The organism is Serratia sp. 3ACOL1 (assembly GCF_003668775.1).
In the GTDB taxonomy this organism is placed as follows: Bacteria; Pseudomonadota; Gammaproteobacteria; order Enterobacterales; family Enterobacteriaceae; genus Chania; species Chania fonticola.
The window spans coordinates 2,419,797-2,443,144 of the sequence record NZ_CP033055.1; the positions used below are offsets into that span (position 1 = coordinate 2,419,797).

General features: G+C 54.5%; 21 protein-coding genes and 1 pseudogene. 5 read left to right on the forward strand and 17 right to left on the reverse strand.

Going from position 1 to position 23,348, the window contains the following annotated elements; genetic code table 11:
• Positions 1-11: 11 nt before the first annotated feature.
• The 10 genes and pseudogenes from D9980_RS10870 to dsdX form a co-directional block, all read right to left on the reverse strand.
• Positions 12-1,391 (reverse strand): IS4 family transposase, encoded by a 1,380-nt coding sequence (locus D9980_RS10870; RefSeq protein ID WP_121607298.1) that lies wholly within the window; start codon positions 1,389-1,391, stop codon positions 12-14.
• Between the two features lie 210 nt (positions 1,392-1,601).
• Complete coding sequence (locus D9980_RS10875) at positions 1,602-2,105, reverse strand: TlpA disulfide reductase family protein (protein WP_121607299.1); 504 nt, start codon at positions 2,103-2,105, stop codon at positions 1,602-1,604.
• Positions 2,095-2,816 (reverse strand): annotated as a pseudogene (locus tag D9980_RS10880) (ABC transporter ATP-binding protein). The gene D9980_RS10875 and the pseudogene D9980_RS10880 overlap by 11 nt, the downstream one beginning before the upstream one ends.
• Before the next feature lie 2 nt (positions 2,817-2,818).
• Positions 2,819-3,931, reverse strand: a complete 1,113-nt coding sequence (locus D9980_RS10885; protein ID WP_121609001.1) for an ABC transporter permease — start codon at positions 3,929-3,931, stop codon at positions 2,819-2,821.
• 13 nt (positions 3,932-3,944) lie between these two features.
• Positions 3,945-5,225 (reverse strand): ABC transporter permease, encoded by a 1,281-nt coding sequence (locus tag D9980_RS10890; protein ID WP_121607300.1) that lies wholly within the window; start codon positions 5,223-5,225, stop codon positions 3,945-3,947.
• A gap of 2 nt (positions 5,226-5,227) precedes the next feature.
• Positions 5,228-6,598: a Fe-S-containing protein gene (locus D9980_RS10895; protein WP_121607301.1), complete on the reverse strand. Its 1,371-nt coding sequence runs from the start codon at positions 6,596-6,598 to the stop codon at positions 5,228-5,230.
• A 196-nt stretch (positions 6,599-6,794) separates the two neighbouring features.
• Positions 6,795-7,322 carry an iron transporter gene (locus tag D9980_RS10900; RefSeq protein ID WP_024485920.1) on the reverse strand — a complete coding sequence of 176 codons (528 nt, stop codon included), beginning with the start codon at positions 7,320-7,322 and terminating at the stop codon, positions 6,795-6,797.
• A gap of 66 nt (positions 7,323-7,388) precedes the next feature.
• Entirely contained in the window at positions 7,389-9,296 is a 1,908-nt protein-coding gene (locus D9980_RS10905) for an FTR1 family protein (RefSeq protein WP_121609002.1), read from the reverse strand.
• A gap of 246 nt (positions 9,297-9,542) precedes the next feature.
• A complete protein-coding gene (locus D9980_RS10910) occupies positions 9,543-10,874 on the reverse strand; it encodes a D-serine ammonia-lyase (RefSeq protein WP_121607302.1) in 1,332 nt (443 codons plus the stop codon).
• A 17-nt stretch (positions 10,875-10,891) separates the two neighbouring features.
• The gene (dsdX, locus tag D9980_RS10915) at positions 10,892-12,229 is read right to left on the reverse strand and encodes a D-serine transporter DsdX (RefSeq protein WP_024485917.1); all 1,338 of its coding nucleotides are present in this window, start codon (positions 12,227-12,229) and stop codon (positions 10,892-10,894) included.
• 245 nt (positions 12,230-12,474) lie between these two features.
• Between dsdX and dsdC the strand changes: the two genes are divergently transcribed.
• Positions 12,475-13,416 carry a DNA-binding transcriptional regulator DsdC gene (gene dsdC / locus D9980_RS10920; protein WP_166732952.1) on the forward strand — a complete coding sequence of 314 codons (942 nt, stop codon included), beginning with the start codon at positions 12,475-12,477 and terminating at the stop codon, positions 13,414-13,416.
• On the opposite strand, the gene D9980_RS10925 is transcribed toward dsdC, so the two are convergent.
• The 6 genes from D9980_RS10925 to D9980_RS10950 all read right to left on the reverse strand — a co-directional run bounded on the left by D9980_RS10925 (position 13,413) and on the right by D9980_RS10950 (position 18,675).
• Positions 13,413-14,030 carry an ABC-type transport auxiliary lipoprotein family protein gene (locus tag D9980_RS10925; RefSeq protein ID WP_121607304.1) on the reverse strand — a complete coding sequence of 206 codons (618 nt, stop codon included), beginning with the start codon at positions 14,028-14,030 and terminating at the stop codon, positions 13,413-13,415. The two genes, dsdC and D9980_RS10925, sit on opposite strands and share 4 nt — an antisense overlap.
• Positions 14,027-14,968 (reverse strand): MlaD family protein, encoded by a 942-nt coding sequence (locus tag D9980_RS10930; protein WP_121607305.1) that lies wholly within the window; start codon positions 14,966-14,968, stop codon positions 14,027-14,029. The genes D9980_RS10925 and D9980_RS10930 overlap by 4 nt, the downstream gene beginning before the upstream one ends.
• A gap of 3 nt (positions 14,969-14,971) precedes the next feature.
• Complete coding sequence (locus tag D9980_RS10935; protein ID WP_065683235.1) at positions 14,972-15,769, reverse strand: ABC transporter ATP-binding protein; 798 nt, start codon at positions 15,767-15,769, stop codon at positions 14,972-14,974.
• Entirely contained in the window at positions 15,766-16,911 is a 1,146-nt protein-coding gene (locus tag D9980_RS10940) for an ABC transporter permease (RefSeq protein WP_121607306.1), read from the reverse strand. The genes D9980_RS10935 and D9980_RS10940 overlap by 4 nt, the downstream gene beginning before the upstream one ends.
• Before the next feature lie 217 nt (positions 16,912-17,128).
• A complete protein-coding gene (tmaR, locus tag D9980_RS10945; protein ID WP_024528076.1) occupies positions 17,129-17,446 on the reverse strand; it encodes a PTS system regulator TmaR in 318 nt (105 codons plus the stop codon).
• A 161-nt stretch (positions 17,447-17,607) separates the two neighbouring features.
• Positions 17,608-18,675 carry an FUSC family protein gene (locus tag D9980_RS10950; RefSeq protein WP_121607307.1) on the reverse strand — a complete coding sequence of 356 codons (1,068 nt, stop codon included), beginning with the start codon at positions 18,673-18,675 and terminating at the stop codon, positions 17,608-17,610.
• A gap of 172 nt (positions 18,676-18,847) precedes the next feature.
• On the opposite strand from D9980_RS10950, the gene D9980_RS10955 reads away from it, so the two are divergent.
• Complete coding sequence (locus D9980_RS10955; protein ID WP_024485911.1) at positions 18,848-19,594, forward strand: helix-turn-helix transcriptional regulator; 747 nt, start codon at positions 18,848-18,850, stop codon at positions 19,592-19,594.
• 194 nt (positions 19,595-19,788) lie between these two features.
• On the opposite strand, the gene D9980_RS10960 is transcribed toward D9980_RS10955, so the two are convergent.
• Entirely contained in the window at positions 19,789-20,898 is a 1,110-nt protein-coding gene (locus tag D9980_RS10960) for an SDR family oxidoreductase (protein ID WP_024485910.1), read from the reverse strand.
• Between the two features lie 244 nt (positions 20,899-21,142).
• On the opposite strand from D9980_RS10960, the gene D9980_RS10965 reads away from it, so the two are divergent.
• The 3 genes from D9980_RS10965 (at position 21,143) to sbcB (ending at position 23,117) form a co-directional block, all read left to right on the forward strand.
• Positions 21,143-21,328, forward strand: coding sequence for a hypothetical protein (locus D9980_RS10965; RefSeq protein ID WP_021805840.1), 186 nt, complete (start codon positions 21,143-21,145; stop codon positions 21,326-21,328).
• 75 nt (positions 21,329-21,403) lie between these two features.
• Entirely contained in the window at positions 21,404-21,607 is a 204-nt protein-coding gene (locus tag D9980_RS10970; RefSeq protein ID WP_121607308.1) for a DNA polymerase III subunit theta, read from the forward strand.
• 82 nt (positions 21,608-21,689) lie between these two features.
• Positions 21,690-23,117: an exodeoxyribonuclease I gene (gene sbcB / locus D9980_RS10975; RefSeq protein WP_121607309.1), complete on the forward strand. Its 1,428-nt coding sequence runs from the start codon at positions 21,690-21,692 to the stop codon at positions 23,115-23,117.
• Positions 23,118-23,348: the final 231 nt, after the last annotated feature.

Genomic DNA, 23,348 nt, shown 5'->3' on the forward strand with positions numbered 1-23,348 from the left:
CTGTCTCTTGATCAGATCTCCTGATCAAGAGACTTCGCCAGTTTATACCCTTCGACGATGTCCTGAAGCTTGAACCATGCCTCCCACATCACCACCCATCCCGCTCGTCCCGTTCGTTTACTGTCATACCAACGCCCCAGCTTTGCCAGATTCAGGTACGCCCACTTCAGGCTCGGTGGCGTCTTTGGCAAGGTTTTACCTTCCTGTTTCACCCACAGCAGCTTCCATTCTAGTGGACTCAGTACCCGTTCACAGCTTTCATTGAGCGTTTCTTCACTCAACCCGCCCTGGCGTAAGGCCAACACACGTACCGCTATAAAGCTCAGGATCACGATCATTCGCTCCAGATTATCTCGCGTTTGCATCCGCAACTGTTCCACCTGCGTTCCACCGCTTTTCCAGGCTTTATGGTATTCCTCTATCAACCAGCGACGCTCGTAGTAGCTGATAATGACCCGAGCCTCTTCTGCTGAAGTAACTTTTTCTGATGTCAGAAGATGCCAGCATGCTCCCTCTTCAGCTTCTTCACGACAGCAGATATATGTCAGCGGGACACTGTTCTCTTCTGACGTACTCCCCGGCATTTTGAGTTCGACCGAGCTATAGCGGATACTCATTTGTGCCTCACGCGCAGCACGCCCGCCTTTCTGAACCACATTTAGTAGATAACTGCCTGCTTCTGTTAGTGTTTCTGGCAACTCCAACAGTTTTTTATCCTGTCCACTCAGCAACCGGTTCTGAGCCGCCCTAACGACGAAGCGCTGTCTATTTTTCGTTTTATAATCAAGGTAATGCCAGATGTCCGCTTCTCGATCACAGACGGAGATAGCTTTTGCTTGAGTGTCACCGAGCCGCTGTGCCGTTCGTTCAGATGCCTGTTGCCATTTGTAACTCTCTTTTTCTTCATAAGGCACGTGTTTACGTTGGTGTTTTTTACCGTATTCATTAGCCTCACGACTCCAACGATGTTGGTCGATAAGTCCCAGGAACTGTGCGGCATCGGGAGCATAAAGCAGGACGGAGTGAGCGAGTAGACCATGAGTATTCTTGCTGGTTGTGGTGTTCCCAAACTCGTCATACGCGGTGGTATGGGCGAAGTTAATAGAGGTCGTATCTTCCAGTGCAAGGAGCAGCGTGTGTGTATGAGCAGCGTTTGCCGTCGCATTGAAGCCCGCCTCGGCAATGGCGTCGGGTGAGACATTGGGGTTGCGGATCAGACGATAAGCCCCTTCAACTTCAGCGGCGGTTTGGGATGATTTCACAATAGAAAGTCCTGTTTTTTTAGCCAACGAGGCAGTGAATTTGACGAGACGCTGAGTTCGCCGATAGTCGCCAAGTTGAGCGAGACCAAAAGTCTCGTTAGCCCATGAATAGCAATCAGAAAGCACCATACTAAAAACCGAAGAAGAGGAGAATATAAAGAGAGATCAACAGACGGGGAGAAAGTTCAAAAACTCCCCGGCGTTTGCGCCGGGGAAATGTGTATAAGAGACAGCCCCCAGGAGAGGGGACAGAATGTGCCACAAATCAACTTCTACACCTGCCCACGACACCGAGCTAGCCCCCTTGCCCTTTGGGGGAGAGGGAAGACAGGCTCGCGACTACCCTTTCTGCCGGGACTGTTCGAAGATCGCCTTGAGATCGGGTTCTTTCAGCATGCCGACATACTGGCCAATCAGCTTGCCCTGCGGGTCGATCAGATAGGCGGTTGGCGTGCCGATCACCTGATAACGCTCCTGGGTGATCGCCAGTTGATCACGCACGTTGGGGAATGATACCTGGCGTTCATCCAACAGCGCCTGGATATTCATCTCATCCTTATCCGTGTTGATGCCCACCACCACGATGCTGTCGCCAAACTCTTTACTCAGCTTCTCCAGCGCAGGCATTTCGGCCAGGCAACCACCGCAGTTCGAGGCCCAGAAGTTCAGGAACACATGCTTGCCTTGCCACTGGCTCAACGCAACCTGGTTGCCTTGCAAATCGTAGGCCGCCAGCGCAGGGGCCGCAGCGCCGATCTCGGCCTTCTCTTCTTTACAGCCGTTAAGCAGTAACGCGGCCCCGATTAACAGGATACCGCCGAACTTTTTAGCATTAGCTAACATGCTCCACCTCATGGTCGTTAAGCTCTTCGCCCTGATACTTGCCGTGCTGCAAGCGCACGATGCGATCGGCAAACTTGCCCAGTTCCGGGTTGTGGGTAACCATCACGATGGTGCGCCCCAGCTTGTGCAGTTCGGTTAACAAGCCCAGCACCATCTGCTCGTTTTGTTCATCCAGGTTGCCGGTTGGCTCATCGGCAAAAATCACCGGAGGTTCATTGACCAGCGCTCTGGCAATACAGACGCGCTGCTGTTCCCCCCAGAAAGCTGGCTCGGCAAGTGATCAAAACGGTGGCCTAAGCCAACCTGATCCAACACCTTGCGAGCGGCCACTTCATCCACCACGCTATGGTAGTGCTGGGCCAGCATCACGTTCTCTAACGCGGTCAGGAACGGGATCAGGTGGAACTGTTGGAATACCAAGCCAATCTTGTCGGAACGGAAGGCTCTGCGCCCTTCTTCATCCAGCCCGGCGGCGTCTACACCGTCCAGCAATACTTGCCCGTCGCTGACGGTATCCAGGCAGGTCAGGATGTTCATTAGCGTCGTTTTGCCCGAACCCGAGGCTCCCATGATGGCCACAAATTCGCCACGCTTGATCTTGAGGTTAATATCCTCCAGCGCCACCACCTGGCCGAAGCGTTTGTAGAGATGACGGGTTTCAATTACCCAGGGTGAGAGTTGCTGATCGTTGGTCGGTTGCTGTTGAGTCACCGTTACTCTCCTTTTAACACTTTGGCCGGTTCGATATTCACGGCGCGATAGGTTGGCAGTGCGGCTGCAATCAGGGCAACCAGCAATGAAAGAATGACCGTCAGTGGAATAACCTGCGCCCGCAGCCCGATGGAGGCAGAGAACACGGTATGCCCTAGAACCTGCGCCAGGATATAGCCAGCAATAATGCCGACCACCACGGCAAACAGCGCGATAATCAAGGTCTCGGCCATAATCTGGCGCACGATGTCGCTGCTTTTGGCGCCTAACGCTTTTTGTAAGGCAAACTCCCGCGACCGTTCGCTGACGATCGCCATCAAGGTGGTATTCACGCACAGCGTTGATAGCACCAGGATAACCACCGAAACCAACCCCATCAGCCCTTTGATCTTGTCCAATACCTGGCCTTCAGAAGCCGAAACCTTGCGGATCGGGCGGATCTCCAGATCGGGATAGCGTTTTTGCAACTGCTCGGCAAACTGCTCCACCTGACCGTGTTCGTTGTTCACGCTAAATAAGGCATGGCTGATCAGGTCCGGCTGATGTAGCCAACTTTGGGCCAGCGGCAGGTTGATAATCAGCACGTTATCCGTGGCGTCACCGGCTTCGACAATGCCTTTGATCTGCAACTTTTTCTTCTGCTCCCCTTCCACCAGCACCACCGAATCGCCCACCTTGAGTTCGAGGCGGTTTGCCAGCTTGTAGCCGATCATCGCATTGCGATCGTCAAAGCTGACGCCAATCCAGTTACCCGTCACCTGCCAGTAAGGAACGATCTGCTTGAGCGATTCGAACCACACGCCCATCACCACTACCTTTTCCAGTTCGGTACGCGCCATGCCGTATAGATACGGGCTATTGGCCGTCACCAGCCCTGGCGGGGCGTTGTCGACAATCTGCTGATAGCTCTTCTCCGCCATAGAATTACCCATCCCCGGCCCAACATAAAAGTTGGCACCGAAGGTGCGTAGCTCCTGGCTCATTTTGGCGTTGATATCAAAATACACCGCAGACATCGCGGTGACGATCGCCGCCCCTACCGCCAACGCAGCAAACACCACCACCACCCGCTGCATCCGTAAGCGCAGCGCGCGGAACACCAGGCGCCAGAACATGTTCTGAGAGGAATTAACGGCCATACAACACCTCCACCGGGTAGAGATGAGCGATGCGGCGGGCCGGGAACCAGGTTCCTGCCAGCGCAATCAGTACCGACAGCACCAGCACGCAAGGCACCACAATCCAGGCAAAACTCAGCGGCGCACCGAACAGCATCAAACCAATCCCCTTAGCCAATCCCCAGCCAGCGATGCAGCCTAACAGGCCGCCAATAATGCCGCTCATTGCCGCCTCCAGATAGAACAGCATCATGATCTGCCACTGTCTGGCCCCCAGCGCTTTCATCAGGCCAATCTCTTTGGTGCGCTCCATAATATTGCTGGTCATCAGCGAGGCAATGCCCATGGCGGAGGCCAACAGCGCAGCCAGCGTCACCACCGCCAGCAACAGTTGGATCTTCTCGATCACAATCCCTTCTGAGGCGGCCACCTGCCAAATTGGGCGAACGCCGGAACCGGATATCGCCTCTTCCAACTGATGGGCGATGGACGAGACATACGCGGTGCAATACCACAGGTCGTATTCTTCTGCGTCCAGTGACTCCAGATCGGCCCTGGCCTTACGTGACAGCTCGTTCTCCGGCACCGTCAGCGCGGATACGCGGATGGCCTGCACTTTGCCCTTCAGCCCCAGCAAGTTCTGAGCCTGCGCCAAGGGCAGCACCAGTTGCTGTTCTTCATCGCCGCCGCTGGCCAGTATGCCGCTGATCGTCACCTCCAACGCCGCTGCTGGACCTTTGACAGTAATGGTGTCGCCAATCTTCCAGCCGCTCTGTTGAGCCAACTGTTGGCCAACCAGTGCCTGATTGGCCGCGCCGCTTTCATCAGGCCACTGGCCGGTCACCTGCCAATAAGGGCTGATAATCTTCTGGCCGGTCTGATAGTTCTCTTCATCCGGTACGTTGACCTTCTGCTCAAAGAAGGTCCCTAACACCGGTATTACCCGTTGCTGTACGCTGACTTCACCGCTCAGCAACGGGGCAAAGCCGATGATGTTATTGCGCCAGAAGATGTCTTTGATATTGGGTAGTTCGGCCTCGTCGAGAAAATCCTGACCGGCCAGCGGGTTGTTTTTCTCACCGAACAGCGAGGGCAAGGTCGCCTGCCCGGCCGGTTCGATCAGGATGTTAGCGCCATAGGATTTCATCTCCCGGGCCATCTTGTCGCCGATATCGATCGACACGGCCAGCAGGGCAGAAACCAGGCCCGCTGCCAGAAAAATGGTGATCACCGCCAGCGATTTTTTGCGGATATTGCGATACCACGACTGTTGCAGCATGCGCCATAACATGGTTATTCCCCTTCCTTGATGAATTTCTCTGGTGTGTCGCGGAAGGCTTCATAGTTGGCCGCGCTGGAGAAGAAATAGGTTTTACCGGCGTAGTTGTAGCGATGTTCCGCTTTGGTGTTGGTCAGCTTGCTACCGTCAACCGGGTCGGTGACTTCCAGCGTAATGATGGTGCTGAAATAGTTAAGGCCGGACTCCAGCGATTTCTTGCTGATGACCAAATCCGTGGCGGTCATATCCCACTCTTCGATCGGCACCGGGTTGCAGCCACCTGGCTTACCGATCGACGGAATAAATATCCGTACGTCGCAGGCCACGCATATCACCTGATTGCCTTCCATCACGTAGCCCTGATCGCCGCACAGCAGGCAGGCATCAAACACCACGCCCAGGCGCAGTTTGTCTGGGTAGCGGTTGATCACGAAGAAGCGCACGGCTTTACCGTCGTCCGCCACCCAGACGAAACGGTGTAGCTTGCCATCCTTGACCTGTTCTATCGGGATATGGACCAGCCCATCGGCATTCAGCTTCACCGGCAAGGCTTCAGATAAACGCGGGGGCTGGGAGGCAATTTTGTCCCAGTAGAGTTGGGAACCGGCAGCAATCACCGCTAGCACCAAGGTCATGACCAACACGCGCCGGGAATTTTGATAGTGGGCAACGGCCTTACGGTGTTCGATGGGCCGCGGTTCCACCTGCGCCCGACGGCGCGGTATGACGACTTTCAACAGGTAAACCAGAGCCGTCAGCAGCAGCAATCCGCCGCAGAAATAGTTAATCAGGCCGTTGGCATTGGTGACTTTGGCCACATAGCTCAGCAAGGATTTGGTGAGTTCCAGCACCTGGAGCTTCATTAATGCCAGCATCAGTTCGCCGGAGAGCGGTGCCAGTAGCAACAACGCCAGCAATAGCAGCAGCGGCCAGCGCAGAGTGCGAACCTGACGCACGCAGGCGGCCAATAGCGCCCCGGCAAACGCCACGATAATAATGCCGGCAATCACCGCACTAATATTGAGCAGTAACTCGGTGTTGATGACGTCGGTGGCGGTGATCGCCCCCAGGTTAGGCGTTTTCCCCCAACGCAGCGAAGCCACCAGCACCAGGATAAATTGCCAGACATAGCCCGAACGCGAACCAGAGGTAAACTGGTTAAGCAGGAACAACAGGATCAGAGCGATTTGCAGGCCGGTAAACCACAGCGCCCATTGCTGTGAATCAGGCAGATGAGCCGCGGTAAAGGTGCCGCAAAAAAAGCCGATCAGGCTCAGCAGCACCATCGGGCGCACCAGGGGAGTTTGGCGTATTGTCCAACTCAGCCCCAGCAGCAGGGCAACGGGCAGGAAAGATTGCAGTACCGAAACAAGAAAATAGCTCATGATGACTGTACACCCCGCTCACTGACAAGCTCAGCCTGAGCGGCAATTGGGTATAAACCGTTATCCGTTAATGATGAGCTTGTCCAATCATGGCAACCAACGGAGAACGTCGTGTGGCGTTAGCATTTAAACGCCAACGGCCGGGGAAACATTGCTGCCTGCCCGGCCTGTTGATAGTGAAACCTTTACGGCTAAATCAGTTCAGACCAACATATTTGAAGTCGAAGCTGACATCGAAAGGTTTCCACCAGCGGCCAACGCCGGTGTCACTATCGGTATGGCGATGCAGGCCTGCCTTGGATGGCGGATCGATATGATAGGTCACCTTATAGTTGCCCACGCCCATCATCTTGATGTTGGCACCGTAGTGTGGGCCATCGCTGGCAACCATTGGCATAAAGGTGCCTTCCTGCTTCTCACCGGTATCGGTGTTGGTCAGGGTGTAGGCGATGGTCAGGTAAGGCATCCATTCGCCCGCGCCAAAACCGTTCTTGTTGCCCTCAACCGAGTGGATATCCGCTTCCAGGTGGATGTCGGCTTTAGCCGCTGGCAGCCCCATGCCACGCGGATCCATATCGATCGGTTGCAGGTAGACGGCCGCGATCTCCAGCTCGTTCATTTTTACCGGCTCGCCAGCAGGGTACTCTTTGAAAGCAAACGCCGCTGGTGCGGTGAAGATCCCGGCGATCAGTGCGCCACTGATTAATTTTTTGTTCATAGCCATAGTTGTTATCATCCTCGCTAAATAATCGTTCAGATTAAAAAATCATCCCAGAAATACTGCGGGGTGTTACCCCCGACTTGTTGCTACGGTTCCCCGCCTCATGACCCACAGGGCAAATACGGCGGCAATCAGCAGGATCGCCTGCGGTATCAGCGTTTCGACATAAGGGTAAATACCCAGCCAGGAAATTTCTGGCACGCCGCTCAGCAACGTTGGCTCAAACAGCTTGCCTTCGATCAGCTCCAGCACACCTTTGCCAGCAAACACAAAGGCCATCAGGTACATAAAGCTGCCGGTAAACATAAAGAACGGTTTGAGGGGTAACTTGACGACGCTGTAGCGCATGATCAGGTAGGCGATCAGCAAGATCACACAGCCGATCAGGAACCCGCCCAGAATGGACAGATGCCCTTCCATCGAGCTGGAATCCCCCATCAGGGCAAAATAGAACAGCACGGTTTCCGCCCCTTCGCGGTAGACCGCCAGGAAGCTGGTCAGCCACAGGCCAACCATCGATCCGCTGCTTAACGAGTGCGAAAGCTTACCTTCCAGATAGGCTTTCCACTGTTTGGCTTCCACTTTTGACAGCAGCCAGTAACTCATGGAGAACAGCATCACCACCGCGATCAGCATGGTGAACCCTTCCAGCAGTTCACGGCTGGCACCAGAGTTAGAGAACAGCCACTGGAAAATCACGGCGGTGATCACGCTGGCCAGTAGCGCGACATACACCGACTGGCGAATGAGCGGCAGTTTGTCGTGATGATTGTTTTTCACCAGATATGCGACGATAGCCGCGACGATCAGCAAGGCTTCCAGGCCTTCACGCACGATGATTAACAGGCTGTAAATCAGCAGGCTCCAGTTGGTCTGGCCACCGGTGCCCAACATCTCTACCGCCGCCGCCAAATCGGTTTGCAGCGCCTGAGACTGCTCCTTCACCGTATCAAGCGGTTGCCCCGCCTTGATCTGGCTGACCATGCGCGTGAAGTAACCTTCGATGCGGGTTTTAAAGGCCGAGTCGCGCGAGCCGATCTTGTTCTCCATGCCGCTGGCTTCAAACAGGTCGAAGTAAGCATCCTGGATCGCCATCATGGCGCCTTTGGCATCACCGCTGGCGTATTGCGCAATAGCGGCATTCACCGCTTTATCAATATCGTTGGTTACTTTCTGCCAGTCCGCATCCAGCGCGGCGTCATTGACGTCTGGCGTGGCCGCAACGACTTGGTCATCACGGGTGGTTGGCAGCCCAGGCAGCAAGTCTTCAAGATCCTGCAATAAGGTGGTAACACGGTAGCCGACCTCGTTCATCTGGTCCGGTTCGCCGCTCAGTTTGATCAGCTCAGAGAACTGGCGGTTAATATCACCGGCCTGCTGGGAGGAACGATTTTGCCGCAGCGAGGTTTCCATTTCGGAATTTTTGAAGCCGTCATACTGCGCCTGTTGCACCTTTTTACTGGCTTCAGCGTAGCTGTTGCTTTGATACAGGCCAACGGCTTCGGCCAACAGGTCATCGATGGTTTTAAAGCTCTGCTGCCAATAAGGTGCGATTTGTTCGTTGTCATAAGCGCCGTGCTGCTGCTCCGCCGTGAGTTTGTGCCCCCCGCTCAATACCGGCAGCACGCCGTTTAACTCGTTTTTCAGCCAGGCTATTTTGGCATCGACCTCCGCCTGCGGCTTGCCATCGCCAATCATCTTGCGGATTTCGCCAAAGGCGGCCTCCATCTGATAGCTTTTTTGCGCGGAAATGTTGATGCGGATCGGTCCTTCGAGGTTTTCGAACACCTCAAAATAGGCCATCTGTACTTCACTGCGGGCTTCAGCAATCTGTTGTTGCTGGTAGAACTGCGAGGTTTTATCCAGGCGTGACTGAATGTCATCGCTCAACTGTTGGTAATCTGCGGCAGCCAGGGCGACAGAGCTGAGAAGAAACCATCCGGCGCAGAAAAACAGGATCCGTCCAATAATACGCATGGTCATGATAGGCATTCTTATAATGGGAGTAATTCTCATTATGATGGGCGCATCAAGACGATACTCTGATCGAGGTCAAACTATGGCGACGATTTATTGTTCTTGTTGAGGGAAACGTGAGGAAGGATCTAGCGAAACGGGCGCCGCATGCTGCGCCCCTACAGGGTGAGCCGGTGGTAACTCGTTTGAGGATCGCACATGTTCGACCGTAAGGGCGCCGCTGCGCCCTTTTAACCGCATATAGCGCTAGCGTTTTGCCGCTGCGAGGTACTTGGCCATTTCTTCCTCAGGCACCATACCGCCACCGGTTGCCCACACCAAATGCGTCGCATTAGCGATACGTTGGGCATCGATCTTATGGCTGCCCAGATAATGTGGGTCGGCGCAGACTCGAGCTGGCCCCGCCATGCCAGCCAATGCAGAAGGCTCCAACTGAATGCCCTCTACAGCGGCGAGCAAGCCAAGCAGGTCGTACATCTCCTGATCGCTCAGGGTGTAGAAACCGTCCAGCAAGCGTTCCATGGCACGCCCGACAAACCCGGAAGCCCGGCCGACAGCCAATCCATCCGCCGCAGTGACGTTATCAATGCCCAGGTCCTGCACCGCAATGTGATCGTGCAGCCCGGTGTGGATCCCAAGCAGCATGCAAGGTGAGTGCGTCGGCTCGGCAAAGATACAGTGCACATGGTCACCAAACGCCAGCTTCAGGCCAAACGCTACTCCACCAGGCCCACCGCCTACGCCACAGGGCAAATAGACAAATAACGGATGGTCCTGATCAACCTGGATGTTCATCTGCGCAAACTGCTTTTTCAGGCGACCACCGGCCACCGCATAGCCGAGGAACAGGGTTTGCGAGTTCTCATCATCAATAAAGAAACAGTGCGTGTCTGACTCCGCCTGCTTACGCCCTTGAGCCACCGCCACGCCATAATCCTGCTCGTACTCCACCACGTTAACGCCGTGCTCACGCAGTTTGCGCTTCTTCCAGGCGCGAGCGTCGGCAGACATATGCACGCTGACGCTGAACCCCAGCTTGGCACTCATGATGCCAATCGACATCCCCAGGTTGCCAGTTGAACCCACTGCGATGCTGTACTGGCTGAAGAACTGGCGGAACTTGTCGCTAAACAGGATGCTGTAATCGTCGTCTACAGACAGCATGCCCGCCTCGATGGCCAACTTTTCCGCATGAGTCAGCACTTCATAGATGCCGCCACGGGCCTTGATGGAGCCAGAAATCGGCAAATGGCTGTCCTTTTTCAACCACATCTTGCCCGCGATAGCCTGCTCATAACGCTGCTCCAACGCGCTCTGCATCGCCGGGATCGCCACCACTTCAGACTCGATAATGCCGTTCGTTTGCTGCGTTTCAGGGAATGCCAGGCACAGATACGGAGCAAAGCGTTGCAAGCGCGCTTCGGCTTCGGCGACATCATTTTGCGTCAACCCGACGTAAGGTAACCCTTCCTCCAGCTTGGTCGTATTGGGGTTGAACCAGGTCACCGCTTCCAAATCCATCAGCCGTTGCACCAAAGGAAATTTCACTACCAGGTTTTCAATGTCTAACGTATTCATAATTAGTCTCTTTTGGTCTAAATGATATAAGAAAGCAGGAATGTGGTTCCTAGCGCAATCAGCGAAGCAATAAAGGTGGCCGAGGTATAATACTTAAACATCTCACTGAGCGTCGCGCCGCAGTATTGTTTAACCAGCCAGAACAGCGAGTCGGTGACGATGGTGCAACCGATGGCACCCGAGCCAATGGCCAACGCGATGATCTCCGGGCTGACGCCAGGGTAATGCGGCAATACGGGGGCAACAATAGCCGTTGCTCCCATCATCGCCACGGTGGCCGACCCCACCGCCGCATGCAGGCAGATAGCCACCAGCCAGGCCAGCAAGATCGGATGCATATCCATATTCGACAGGATCACGGCCAGCGTATCTGCCAGCCCACTGGCTTTTAATATGCCGTTGAATGCACCACCGGCCCCGATAATCAGCAGGATGTTGGCGATGGAAGAGAAGCCGTTTTCGGTTTTGGTCAGCAAGGTGCCCATGCCCATATTGCGGCGAATACCCAGCACGTAGTAGGCCACGAAGGCGGCGATAAACATGGCGGTGATCGGGTTGCCGATAAACTCCAGGAAGGTATACAGCGCGCTGTCTTTGGCCATATAGAGTTCCGCTGCAGTTTTCACCAACATCAGAATGATCGGCAATAGTACGGTAAACAGTGTGGCACCCAACGAAGGCAAGTCCTGCTCGTTACGCACCTGCACAGAGGAAAACTCGGCGGGGACCGGTTTGAACGGCAGGCGCTTGCCGACCAACTTGAGGAACAGCGGCCCACCAATCAGCGAAGCGGCCAGCCCGACAATCAAACCATACACAATCACCGAGCCCACATCGGCACCCAACTTGTTGGTGACAAACAGCGCCGCCGGATGCGGAGGAACCACACAGTGCACGGCCATCAATGCGGTACACAGCGGGATCGCCAACTTCAGCAAAGAGGTATTGGTTTTTTTGGCAATCGAGAACGCCAGCGGGATCAGCAACACCACGCCCACTTCAACAAACAGCGTAATGCCGCAGACCAGCCCCACCAGCACCATGATCACGTCAGCCGACAGCCAGCGGCACTTTTGCAAGGTGATGCCTATGCGTTCTGCCGCCCCGGACACTTCCATCATGTTGCCCAGAATGGTGCCTAAACCAATCACCGCCGCCAGGAAGCCCAAGGTCCCGCCGATGCCGCCTTCAATGGCATTGACCATTTCCAGCGGGTTCATGCCCATCAGGGCTCCCACATAAAAACTGGCCAGCAACAACGCCAGGAACGGGTGGATCTTGAATTTTACGATAGTGAGAATAATGATAATGATGCTGCTTAATAACGTAGCGACTACCCAGATCTGCGAGTCCATGTTCAGCGTCCTTCCAGGATAAATTTCACTCCTATTGGAAACTAACGCCCCAGCGCTGACAAACGATCAAAATGCCTCTTCACATGAGCCAGATTCAATCAATCAGGTGATTTCGGTCAACATTTGGCACTATTCCTGCCTTTGAATCACATTGCTTCATCTTTAAGCCCGGATTTCGATATACTCCTTAATGATTTATAACGGGCGCAGCATATGGCGCCCCTACTGATTAACAGGTGATGACCGTGTACGACGAAAAGCACCAGCTCGCCCGCAACAGGCACCTGAATGGCTATCAGCTAGCCAAGCTGCATACGTTTGAGATTGCCGCGCGGCAAGGCTCGTTCGTGCTGGCCGCCGAAGAGTTGGCGATCACGCCCAGCGCCGTCAGCCATCGGATCAACAACCTGGAAGCCGAGTTGGGTTTTAAGCTATTTCAGCGCTTTCACCGCCGGATCGAACTGACCCCTGAGGGCGAGCGGCTATTCTGGGTATTGAAATCGTCGCTCAGCTATCTCAATCAGGAGATATTGGAGATTAAAAGCCAGGAGCTGTCTGGCACTCTGACTATCTACTCCCGCCCGTCGATTGCCCAATGCTGGCTGGTGCCCAAGCTGGCGGACTTTGATCGCCAATATCCGGCCATCAGTCTGAATATTCTCACCGGCAACGAAATGGTGAACTTCCACGGGGCGGGGATCGATCTGGCGATCTATTTTGATGACAAAACGCCGGAGAAACTCGATTGCCAGCATTTGATGGATGAGTCGATCGTGCCCGTATGCAGCCCGGAGTACGCCGAGCGCCATGAGCTAGTGGGTAACCCCGCCAACCTGCGGCGCTGCACGTTATTGCACGATCGCCAGGCATGGAGTTACGACTCGGACATCGGGGAGTGGAATACCTGGGCCAAACACTTTGATCTGGAATTTGCCGAAGGGCAGCGCGGTATGGGGTTTGATCGTTCGGATCTGGCGGTGATCGCGGCCATGAACCACGTGGGAATTGCCATGGGCCGCAAGAAGTTGGTGAGTAAGCGCCTGGAGAATAACGAACTTATCGCGCCCTTCCCCGGCATGGAAATGCAATGCGCACAGCGCTACTACATTTCCACGCTTTCGGACCGGCAATGGCCTAAAATCAACGCCTTTATCCAGTGGTTGAAGGCCATGGCCGACGAGTCTTAATTACCCGCCTGCTGGCGCGCCCATGCCAGCGTCTGCACTGCCAGTTTATCGCTGGCCAGGCCAAAGGCCTGCACGACGTTGTCCATCGATGTGCCGTGGATCGGCTCGCGCACCGCAAAACTACGGCTGGCCATCACTCGGCGATCGGAGGTGCGAACCAGGCGAGCATCAAAGCGGATCACCACTTCGCCCCGATCTCCGTTATAGACCCCTTGGAAGGAGGACAAATCGCCGCCTAGCTCAAGATCTGCCTGTAAATTGTCATCGTCGCTGCTCACCGAGCGGAAATTGCCGTTAGTGCGGAACTCCTGGATCAGGCGATTACGCAACAACAGCGGGGCCGGATCGCTCCAGCGTGAACCGCTAAAAGAGGTGATCTCCGCACCCTGAGGCTGCACAGCAATGCGCGTACCGTTCAAAAACTGGCTGGTATTGGGCTGCACGATACGTACCGAGCGTTCAGACGCCTGGCCCCCTGCCACGGCCACTGGCTGGGCTGGCAGCAAATACACCTGCTGTATCGGGCTTTCCGGCAAAATGGTGCAGGCGGCCAGCGGCATCACGGCAACCAGCACCAACAACCGTAGCATCTGGCGAAGTTTTAGCTTAATCATTTAGGGGTAAACTCCTTGGTACGTTCGCGGCCCCTGAGCAAGGCGGACGGGTTCTCTTCCAGGCGGCTCATGGCACCGCGTAAGGTCAATAAGGTTCTGCGTAATTCATCTACCGCCGGGCCAAGATCGTTGAATCCCTGGATGCCGCTATTCAGTGACTGCTGATTTTCACCAATCAGCTTGTTGAGCAGTGCAGTGGTTTTCTCAAGCGAAGCCATTGTATTAGCCGCATTGGCCACCAATTGCTTGCCCTGCCCGTCCAACAGCACGTTAGCATTGCGCACCAACCGATTGGTTTGAGCCAGCGTATCGTTGCTTTGCTTGGTCACCAGTGCCAACTGCTGCAGGATGGTGCGGATATCTTCACGTTGCCCGGCTACGGTAGAGGTAATCTGTTCCAGATTATCCAGCGTATTCACCAAACGCTGCTGATTGTCCGGCGTCATTAGCTGATTCAAACGCACCAGCACCTGGTTGACATTGCTCATCACATCTTCGCCATTGGCGAGCAACTGGGTCAACGGCGATGGCGTGGCGACAATCACCGGGATTGCCCCATCCTCTCCTGTCAGCATCGGGCTGGCTTCGCTCCCACCACTGAGCTGGATATTGGACGTACCGGTAATGCCAGCTATTGCCAGGCGAGCCTGGGTATCCTCACGGATTGGTGCAGAGGCCGCGACCCGAATGCGCGCCCAGACTTTGGTCGGTACGTTGGGATCCAATCGCAACTGAGTGACTTCGCCCACGCGGATCCCACTGTAATTGACCGTGCTGCCCTGTGACAGGCCGCTAACGGCTTCATTGAACACGATATCGTACTGCTTGAACTGGCGATCGGTGCCAGACTTGGTCAACCACAGGCTGAACAGCAGCACGGCGCTGAAAATAATCAGCGTAAATAAACCAATCAAGACATGATGCGCACGGGTTTCCATTTGTTATTGCCTCTCTGGGATATTCGTTACGGCCTGCTGTGCCGCCCGCCCACGCGGGCCGTGGAAATACTCTTGGATCCAGGCATCGTCAGTGGCGGCTACCACCTCCAGCGTATCCACCACCAGAACCTTCTTCTGCGAAAGTACCGCTACCCGGTCGCAGATTGTATAAAGCGTATCGAGATCGTGGGTGACCAGAAACACCGTTAACCCCAAGGCATCGCGCAACGTGCGGATCAGGCTGTCAAAAGCGGCGGCACCAATGGGATCCAGCCCGGCCGTTGGCTCATCAAGAAATACGATTTCCGGATCCAACGCCAGCGATCGAGCCAACGCGGCACGCTTGACCATGCCGCCAGAAAGCGAGGCAGGATACTTGTTGCCAGCACTGGCAGGGAGCCCCGCTAACGCCAACTTCACCTGTGCCAGCTGCTCGGCATCACGGCGCGGTAAGCCTGCGTATTCAATCAGCGGCAGCGCCACGTTTTCCGTCACCGTCAGCGAGCTGAACAATGCCCCTCTCTGAAACAGCACGCCAAATCGCCTTTCCAGTACGGAGCGGCGCGTACCCGAGAGCGCCATCAGATCCTCGCCAAAGACGTGGATCTGGCCAGCGGTTGGGCGACGCAGACCAACGATGCTGCGCAACAGCACGGATTTGCCGGTACCCGAACCACCGACCACGCCCAGGATTTCTCCTCGGCGCACGTCCAGATCGAGGTCCACATGCACGCATTGGGTGCCAAAACAGTTTCGCAATTTACGGATGCGGATAATGGCTTCCGGGGTCGTCTGGCTCACACGCCCATCTCCATGAAGAACAGTGCAGCGACCGCATCCAGCAGGATCACCACAAAGATTGAATGCACGACGCTGGCGGTGGTATGTGCCCCTACCGACTCGGCGCTACCGCTGACTTTAAACCCTTCCAGACAGCCGATAATGGCGATCAGGAACGCAAATACCGGCGCCTTGCTCATCCCCACCAGGAAGTTCTGAAAACCGCCACTACTCTGCGTGATGGTTAAAAACATGGTCGGTGAGATATCCAGCGTCAGGGCGCACACGACCATGCCACCAAAGATGCCGCTAATCATGCCTATGAAGGTCAGCATCGGCAACGCCAGGAGCAGCGCCAACACGCGCGGCAGCACCAGCAGTTCAACCGGGTTCAGCCCCATCGCCTGAATAGCGTCTATTTCCTCGTTGGCCTTCATCAGCCCGAGCTCTGCGGTAAAGGCGCTGGCGGTTCGGCCCGCCATCAAGATGGCCGTCAGCAGCACTGCGAACTCTCGCAGGAAGGAAAACACCACCAGTTGCACGGTAAAAATGCTGGCACCGAAGGTAGACAGGACGGTTGAGCCCAAGAAAGCGATGACTGCGCCCACCAGAAAGGTCAGCAGCATAATGATCGGCACCGCGTTCAGGCCGATTTGCTGGAGATTGGCCACCAGCGAGGTGATCCGCCAGCGCGTTGGGCGTAGCAGACTGGCAAACAGGGTTTGCAATGTCAGGCCGATAAACCCCAGCAGGGCTACCAGGTTGTGCCAGAAATTTTCCATCGACCGGCCGACGTTGGCCAGCAGTTCGATTGCCAGACCGGGCGGCTTTTCTGCCGGTGGTGGCTCAAATCCTTGCAAGGCACGGCCAACGGTTTCCAGCAGCACGCGGCGTTCCACAGGGAGCGTGGGGGCTAACTGTTTGAGATCGGATATCCGTTGGTCACCCAGCAGATTGACCAGCAAGGTAGCACCTGCCGTATCCAGACTGCCCAGTTGGCTGAGATCGAACACCACATTGGCAGGCAGGCGAGCTTGCAGTTGCCCAACGGCGGGTTCCAACAGACGATAATGTGCCAGCACCCAATCCCCAGATGCCAAGATACGGGGAGGATGAAGCGTCTCGTCCAAGTTGAGAAAGGTGCTGAGTTGCGGTTCTGCCATCGATGACAGCCTCTTCTGGCGAAGAAATTTATACCCGTCGTCCTTCAAGCGACAGCTTGAAAGCGATTGGGCAAAGTCTATTTATAACATTAGCGTAGCGGCTTTAAGCAGATTTGCTATAGCACGGTAACATATCGTTATTCTTTAAGGTCATTCAGGGCGCTGAGCCCCTAAAAAGACGCAGGGCCGGGAGATCCCCAGCCCTGCTTGACGCGAATTACTTCACTTCGCCCATTGCTTTCAGCTTTTTGGACAGATCGCGGCGTTCTTTCGACAGATCGGCATTTTTGATGATGTAATCATCAACGCGATCTTCATAGTCACCGCGCATGTTGGCGATGATGCCCTGAATGTCTTCAATGCTCATGCCCGGCTTGATGTACTCGCTCAGGTTGTCGAGCAGCAGCACACGCTTCTGGTTGTCACGAATTTTCTTTTCGTTGTCGACAATTTCACGCTGTAGCTTGTTTTTACGGCGGAACATACGCACAAACTCCAGAACGTCCTGGAAACTCGGCTTATTTGCATTATCCATCTTTATACCCTTGCTTTAGTAATACACAGATTCATTTGCTTACGGCCACAATGATACCAAGATACAGGGTTGTGGCCGTCAGACACAACTGTCATTGCCTTATCTTACCCACTTTAGCGCATTGACCCTATCCTGATGCGCCTGCTTCATGATCTGATCCACTATTCCTGAGTATTGGCCGTACAGACCTTGAGCAGATCGCCCAACTCCTCCAACTGCTGTGCCAGTTCCATACTCAGCCAGACATAGCCATAGATAGGTGCTTCGCTGAGTTGAGCGGCACTGGCCTCTTGCATTAATGTCTTCAGCTCTGCGGAAATATCGCTCAGTTCCCCGGCAATGACCTGCGCATGCAGGGGCTCGCCATCTCGCATAATATTCGCCAGCGATTCGATAGCGCGCTGCGTTAACAACTGTGAACTACGCAGGGTCTTGGCATTGAGCATAATAAAATGGGTTTCACGCGAGGCCCAGTAAGCATCGGCCAACAGCTCCAACGTGCAAACCAGATTGCGGCTCAGGGTCTGTACCGCTTCAAAGACCGGTTTGGCGATATGAGTCTCTTTGCTGGCGGGGGCGATCAGTGCGCGTAGCTTCACCACATCGCCCAGCAAGTTTTTGAGCCGAGGCTCCAACCGGGGCCGCTCAATCATGTTGGGTGAAAGGTAAGCGCCGTAGATCTTCCCTACCGTCTCCAAGCAATCCGCCATTTTCATTCGCCACAACACATAAGCTCGCTGCGGGTAGATGCTGGTAAATAACAGCGCCAGCAACGAACCAAAAATCACATCGCCACTGCGCCACAGTGCGATAGAGATATCGCCAGCCCCGGCACCGATGACCACCGCCAGCGTAATGCCCACCAGCAACGCCATATAGGGTCGTTTGCCGAGCGTCAGATAGCCACAGGCAAACATCACCACCCCGCACCAAGCCAGCATCACTGGCAGTGAATACAGCTCCAGGTATAGCGCAATCAGGCCAGAGGCCGCACCAAACACCGTACCGGCAATACGCTCCAGCGCCCGTTGCAGCACGTTACCCCAAAAAGAGATCGGCCCCATCACGACGATCAGCGTGATCAGCGGCCAGGTACCTTCCGGCACCGCCAATAGCCGGATCAGCAGGAAGGTCAGGATAAAGGCCAACCCGATCCGTACCCCGTGGACGATACGGTAATTACGGTAGATCAGGTGTTCAAAAGAAGAGATTTTTCTATCCAGACGCACGCTTGTACCCGCCAACCCTGCTGTAAAACCCTTATTTTAGTGGAACAATGTGGCTGACGTACAACACAAGCTGTTGAAAGATGTTTCCTGGTTAGGAATAGGTTTAGGTTGGCGCTAAAGATTTTAGCGGCGGAGGATTTACCTTTTTGCTAAAGAATGAGACCATCGGCGCATGGAAACCAAAGAAATCAGGCGCAACAACCTGCGCGATCTGATGGCACGTTTCGCCCGGCAAGGCACCAACCAGAATGAGTTCGCCATCCTGGTGGGATCTTCTGCGCCAACGCTGAGCCAGATCACCGGTGAAAAATCCTCCCGCAACCTGGGCGACAACCTCGCCAGACGCATTGAGGCTAAACTCGGCTTGCCCAAAGGCTGGTTCGATGTATTCCATGAAAAGGCGCTGGAACAGCCGTTTGCCAACGTGGCGGCCGAATCGGATTTCCAACCGGCACGGCTCAAACCCGTGGTATGGGAAGATACCGAGCAGGACAAGGAAGAGTTTGTGGAGATCCCATTGCTGGATATCGATTTCTCCGCCGGTGACGGCTGCTACGAAATTGTCGATAGTGAAGAGTTCTCGCTGATCTTCCGCCGCTACTATCTGCACAAGATGGGGGTGCCGGTGAACGCGGCACGCATTATCCGCATTTCAGGTTCCAGCATGGAACCCCGGTTGCAGGATGGTGATGTGGTGGGTATCAATACCGTCGATACCCGCATCCGCGAAGGGAAAACCTATGCCATCCGCCACGGCAATCTGTTACGGGTCAAGATCCTGATTGAGCAGCCCGACGGTGGCGTGGTCATCCGCTCTCTGAATCGGGAAGAGTACCAGGATGAACGGCTCAGCTATCCACAGCGCAAAGACCAACTGGTAGTGCTGGGCCGGGTATTCTGGTCTTCCTCCTCCTGGTAGCGCTTACCGATTATTTTGCTGAATTTGTACTGACGTTCCTTCTCTGGGCTAACATCGTAGGGGCGCTGCATGCTGCGCCCGTCTGGATAATCAATGGTCTAGGCAGGATCGGTACAGATCTGTTCCTCGCAATTGTCATTGCGTCAGAAAATCGGGCGCAGCATGCAACGCCCCTACATACGAGCAGTTATCCGCTATTTAAAGTCCACCGCCATTTGCTGTGGTATCGACAACCCACGGGTCGATTGCACGCAGCGGCCAATATAATCGGTAAAGCGTGGCGGCTTCGGCATGCCCAGCTTGAGGATTTTTTCGTTGCTAAAGCGCACGTTCAGCATGGCAAAGGAGCCGTACAGGCGCATCGCTTTCAACATCAGGCGCTCATTGCACGGCCCGAAGATATCCTTCAACTGTTTGCGCATTTGCAACAGGGCTTCGTAGCTGACCTGCGCATAGCGATCGCCCACCGGTGGCTCCTCTAGTGCGGCGGCGATGGCATAATCGATATCCGCAAAACTGACGCTGCTCTCCTCCCCCGCCGAGATATGGTAAACATCGTTATCCAAGCTTTCGCGGTTGAGCAGCATCACTAACGCATCGGCGCAATAATCCACCGGGATCACATCGATACTATCTTGCAGTGAACACATAAACTTACGCAGCATCAACGCCATACTGAACACCCAGAAAATACTGCTGGAGGGTTTGCAACCCAACTGCGTATGCCCCACCACGATCGAGGGCCGGGCGATCACCAGCGGCAGCTGCGGGCAGGTTTGCCGCATCAGTTGCTCGATGGTCGATTTGGAGCGGGTATATTCCACCAAGTGTTCGGCCGTTTCCTCAAACTCGGCGCTTTCTGCCACCAACGACCCCACCTGAGGTGCACAAGACATTGCCGTGCCCACATGCAGAAAACGTTTTAATCCAACCACCTGAGCCATTCGCTGCGCAAATGCCAGCGTGCCTTCAACGTTAACCTTCCAAATAAGTGGGTTATTACCAAATGACGCCACCGCGGCACAGTTAACGACATGAGTTACCTGGTTAATACGGGCATCAGACAAAAAGTATTCCGGTTCGCTTAAGTCACCCAGTAAAATATTCTCCACAGTGAGCTTACTCAGAATGTTTTTATCTATATTGAACTTTTCCATATTAGTGAAAATACGGTTCAAGCCCTGTTCCTCGGTTTCCGCTCGCACCAATAATAGATAGTTAACTTTTTGATTTTCAGTCAGTAACTTTTCAAGTACCGCACCACCGAGAAAGCCAGTCGCCCCAGTCAAAAGTAACGTTTTCATCTTACACACCTACATTTGTATTGAATGAGGTGGAGTGTATGCCTATATTTATAAACCAGAAGTAAATAGAAATTAACTGATTACGTAACGACTCTTCTTAATATTATCTTAAGGAATATCCTGAAACACTCACAGGCAATTAGTAACAGCTCAGCGCATCTTTTATTCCGTTTGTTTAATTAACATTTATGTTATCTCTGATTTAATTAATGAGATTAATCCCATGCGATTTTTAGGAGTTATCATGAGCTACAACCAAAAGGTCTGGCTGGCTGTATTAACCGTTTGCACACTATTCTGGCTGGCTCTGATTAGCGGTCTGTATACCTATGCTAAATCTCTGGATCATCAGCACGATCATGGTCAGCAAGAACAAGCGATGAGCATCAAGCCAGTAAAGCACCACCCCACTCTGGCACAGGCGCTGTGAAAGTTCTGCCCTGAATGAGGTAGCGACAAATTCTCTTTAGCCACATATTATGCGCTATCGAATAGGGAGAAAGACATGCCACGACCACTGGATGGCCTACCCCAGCAAGAACGTGAAAAGATCCAAACCGATTTGCTGGCACTCAGAATTATTTATAGCGAACGCTACGGCTACGCCGCCGAGTGGGAAAGCGCCGAAACGCGCGTCCCCACGCATCTACGCGGCTACTTTCAGCAACGGCTGAACTTCTATCGTACTGCGCAGCGCCACTCAATTTAACGTTAAGCATTAACCAATACTTGGCATCGGTGATCGCGCCGTTACAATAGGGCTATTCCCTACGCCAACAAGAGATGCGACTTTGAGCAGCAAGGCACCGGCCACATTCTACATCCACGACTACGAAACCTTCGGCAAAAGCCCGTCAATGGACCGCCCGGCGCAGTTTGCCGGGGTGCGTACCGATATGGATTTCAACATTATCGAAGAACCGCAGGTGTTTTACTGTGCGCCAGCCGATGACTATCTGCCCGACCCCGAAGCGGTGATGATCACCGGCATCACGCCACAAGAGGCGCTGGCCAAAGGCGTTAACGAGGCCGAGTTTGCCCGCCGTATTCATGAAGCGTTCAGCGTCCCTGGCACCTGCATTCTGGGTTATAACAATATCCGCTTTGACGATGAAGTCAGCCGCAACATCTTTTACCGCAGCTTCTACGACCCTTATGCCTACAGCTGGCAAAACGGCAATTCCCGCTGGGATCTGCTGGATGTGATGCGGGCCTGCTACGCCCTGCGCCCGGAAGGCATCATCTGGCCAGAAAACGAAGATGGCTTCCCCAGTTTCCGTCTGGAACATCTGACGCGTGCCAACGGCGTTGAACACGAACATGCTCACGATGCGATGTCCGATGTGCATGCCACCATTGCCATGGCCAAGCTGGTCAAACAGGCGCAGCCAAGGCTGTTTGACTACCTGTTGCAGCACCGTAACAAGCACAAACTCAATGCGCTGATCGACGTCGCGGAAATGACGCCGTTAATGCACGTTTCCGGCATGTTTGGCGCGGCACGGGGTAACACCAGTTGGGTTTCACCGCTGGCCTGGCACCCAGACAATAAAAATGCGGTGATTATGTGCGATCTGGCAGGGGATATTAGCCCGCTGCTGGAACTGAATGCCGACGAGCTGCGTGAACGCCTCTACACCCGCCGCGATCAATTGGCAGCCGATCAGGCCCCGGTGCCGATCAAACTGGTGCATATCAATAAATGCCCAGTGCTGGCTCCTGCCAAGACGCTGCTGCCAGAAAACGCAGACAGGCTAGGCATCGATCGTCAGGCGTGTCTGGAGAATCTGAAGGTGCTGCGCCAGCACCCGGAGATCCGTGAAAAAGTGGTAGCCATATTTGCCGAAGCCGCTCCTTTCACCCCGAACGATGATGTGGATGCCAAACTGTACGACGGTTTCTTCAGCGACGCCGACAAAGCGGCGATGAGGATCATTCAGCAAACCAAACCGCAGAATCTACCCGCGCTGGATTTGACCTTCAGCGATGGCCGGATGAAAGAGCTGCTATTCCGCTTCCGGGCCCGTAACTACCCCAATACGCTGGACGACGCAGAGCAGCGCCGCTGGTTGCAGCACCGCCAGGAGGTGCTCAGTGCCGAGCGGGTGCAAAGTTATATCTTGCAGCTGGAGTCGCTGTACAACCTGCACGAAGGGGATAAAGAGAAGATGGCGTTGCTGAAGGCGCTGTTTGACTACGGTAAACAGTTGGTGGGGTAGCCCTCACCCTAACCCTCTCCCAAAGGGAGAGGGGACTGAACGTGCTACATACTTAACTACAGTATTCGTCCTCTACATCAGCCCGTTTCAGATCAATTCTGAGGTACGCCACTCATCCTCTGCATCAACCTGGTTACAGATTAACTTCCGCACCTGACCACAACGCCATACCAGCTCCCTCTCCCTGTGGGAGAGGGTTGGGGTGAGGGGAGCCGCAAGTACCTCAGCCAC

Bases quoted from the DNA above. Each gene is read 5' to 3' on its own strand.
- D9980_RS10870 (WP_121607298.1), bottom strand. From the start codon at position 1,391: ATGGTGCTTTCTGATTGCTATTCATGGGCTAACGAGACTTTTGGTCTC.
- D9980_RS10875 (WP_121607299.1), bottom strand. From the start codon at position 2,105: ATGTTAGCTAATGCTAAAAAGTTCGGCGGTATCCTGTTAATCGGGGCC.
- D9980_RS10885 (WP_121609001.1), bottom strand. From the start codon at position 3,931: ATGTTCTGGCGCCTGGTGTTCCGCGCGCTGCGCTTACGGATGCAGCGG.
- D9980_RS10890 (WP_121607300.1), bottom strand. From the start codon at position 5,225: ATGTTATGGCGCATGCTGCAACAGTCGTGGTATCGCAATATCCGCAAA.
- D9980_RS10895 (WP_121607301.1), bottom strand. From the start codon at position 6,598: ATGAGCTATTTTCTTGTTTCGGTACTGCAATCTTTCCTGCCCGTTGCC.
- D9980_RS10900 (WP_024485920.1), bottom strand. From the start codon at position 7,322: ATGGCTATGAACAAAAAATTAATCAGTGGCGCACTGATCGCCGGGATC.
- D9980_RS10905 (WP_121609002.1), bottom strand. From the start codon at position 9,296: ATGCGTATTATTGGACGGATCCTGTTTTTCTGCGCCGGATGGTTTCTT.
- D9980_RS10910 (WP_121607302.1), bottom strand. From the start codon at position 10,874: ATGAATACGTTAGACATTGAAAACCTGGTAGTGAAATTTCCTTTGGTG.
- dsdX (WP_024485917.1), bottom strand. From the start codon at position 12,229: ATGGACTCGCAGATCTGGGTAGTCGCTACGTTATTAAGCAGCATCATT.
- D9980_RS10925 (WP_121607304.1), bottom strand. From the start codon at position 14,030: ATGATTAAGCTAAAACTTCGCCAGATGCTACGGTTGTTGGTGCTGGTT.
- D9980_RS10930 (WP_121607305.1), bottom strand. From the start codon at position 14,968: ATGGAAACCCGTGCGCATCATGTCTTGATTGGTTTATTTACGCTGATT.
- D9980_RS10940 (WP_121607306.1), bottom strand. From the start codon at position 16,911: ATGGCAGAACCGCAACTCAGCACCTTTCTCAACTTGGACGAGACGCTT.
- tmaR (WP_024528076.1), bottom strand. From the start codon at position 17,446: ATGGATAATGCAAATAAGCCGAGTTTCCAGGACGTTCTGGAGTTTGTG.
- D9980_RS10955 (WP_024485911.1), top strand. From the start codon at position 18,848: ATGGAAACCAAAGAAATCAGGCGCAACAACCTGCGCGATCTGATGGCA.
- D9980_RS10960 (WP_024485910.1), bottom strand. From the start codon at position 20,898: ATGAAAACGTTACTTTTGACTGGGGCGACTGGCTTTCTCGGTGGTGCG.
- D9980_RS10965 (WP_021805840.1), top strand. From the start codon at position 21,143: ATGAGCTACAACCAAAAGGTCTGGCTGGCTGTATTAACCGTTTGCACA.
- D9980_RS10970 (WP_121607308.1), top strand. From the start codon at position 21,404: ATGCCACGACCACTGGATGGCCTACCCCAGCAAGAACGTGAAAAGATC.